Source organism: Acidisphaera rubrifaciens HS-AP3 (genome assembly GCF_000964365.1).
Classification (GTDB): Bacteria; Pseudomonadota; Alphaproteobacteria; order Acetobacterales; family Acetobacteraceae; genus Acidisphaera; species Acidisphaera rubrifaciens.
In genome coordinates, this window is the sequence record NZ_BANB01000770.1 from 1 (window position 1) to 1,196 (window position 1,196).

General features: G+C 73.3%; 2 protein-coding genes. Both read left to right on the forward strand.

Going from position 1 to position 1,196, the window contains the following annotated elements:
* The first annotated feature begins 5 nt into the window (after window positions 1–5).
* Window positions 6–986 carry an ABC transporter permease gene (locus B8460_RS17465; protein ID WP_052945294.1) on the forward strand — a complete coding sequence of 327 codons (981 nt, stop codon included), beginning with the start codon at window positions 6–8 and terminating at the stop codon, window positions 984–986.
* Between the two features lie 4 nt (window positions 987–990).
* On the forward strand, window positions 991–1,196 hold a 206-nt coding region (locus B8460_RS17470), incomplete at its 3' end, for a hypothetical protein (RefSeq protein WP_048862900.1).

Genomic DNA, 1,196 nt, shown 5'->3' on the forward strand with positions numbered 1-1,196 from the left:
GCCGGATCGCGAGCGTGCCGGTCACGCTGTTCGGCTTGCTGCTCGTCACCTTCCTGATCGGCCACGCCCTGCCGACGGACCCGGTGCTCGCGATCGTGGGCGATCACGCGCCGCCCGAGGTGGTGGCGCGGACGCGCGCCGCGCTCGGGCTCGACCAGCCGCTGTGGATGCAGTTCGCGACTTGGCTACGTCACCTGGCGCACGGGGATTTCGGCCGCTCGGTGATGACGCAGCGACCGGTGCTGACGGACATCGCGCGGTTTTTCCCGCCGACGCTGGAACTGGCGACGGCGGCCCTGCTGCTGGCCCTCGCGGCGGGCGTGCCGCTCGGCGTCCTCGCCGCGGCGCGGGCCGGGCGCTGGGCCGACCGGATCGTGCGGGTGATCGCGCTGCTCGGCCAGTCGGTGCCGGTCTTCGTGCTGGCGCTGCTGTTCCTGCTGCTGTTCTACGCCCGGCTCGGCTGGGCGCCGGGCACCGGGCAGATCGGCGTCGCCTTCGACGGCACGGTGCCGCGGCGGACGGGGATGCTGGTGCTCGACGCCGCCCTGGCCGGCGACTGGGCGGCGTGGCGGGACGCGCTCGCGCATCTCGCGCTGCCGGCGCTGGTGCTGGGGATCTACACGCTCGGCATCATCGCGCGCATGACGCGCGGCTTCATGCTCGACGCGCTGGCGTCCGACTATGTCACGGCGGCGCGGGCGCGCGGGATACCACGACGGCGGGTGTTGTGGCGCCATGCATTCCCGAACGTGGCCGTGCCGCTGATCACCGTGGTCGCCCTCGCCTATGCCGGGCTGCTGGAGGGCGCGGTGCTGACCGAGACGGTGTTTTCCTGGCCGGGTCTCGGTCTGTATTTCAGCGTCTCGCTGCTGAGCGCGGACATGAACGCGGTGCTTGGCGCGACGCTGGTGGTGGGCGTCGCCTATGTCGGGCTGAACCTGCTGGCTGACCTCGCCTACCGGCTGTTCGACCCAAGGGTGCGCTGAGCCGATGTCGGGCCTCGTTGATGCCGCCCCGCCGCGCTCGCGCCTGCAGGCGCGGATGGACCGGATGCGCCGTGTCGCGGGACGGATCGCGCGGCGGCCGGCGGCGCTCGGCGGCCTGACGGTCCTGCTGCTGCTGGCCGCGGTCTGTGCGGCCGCACCGCTGCTGCCGCTGGCCGACCCAGCGGCGATCGACCTGCCGCATCGACTCGC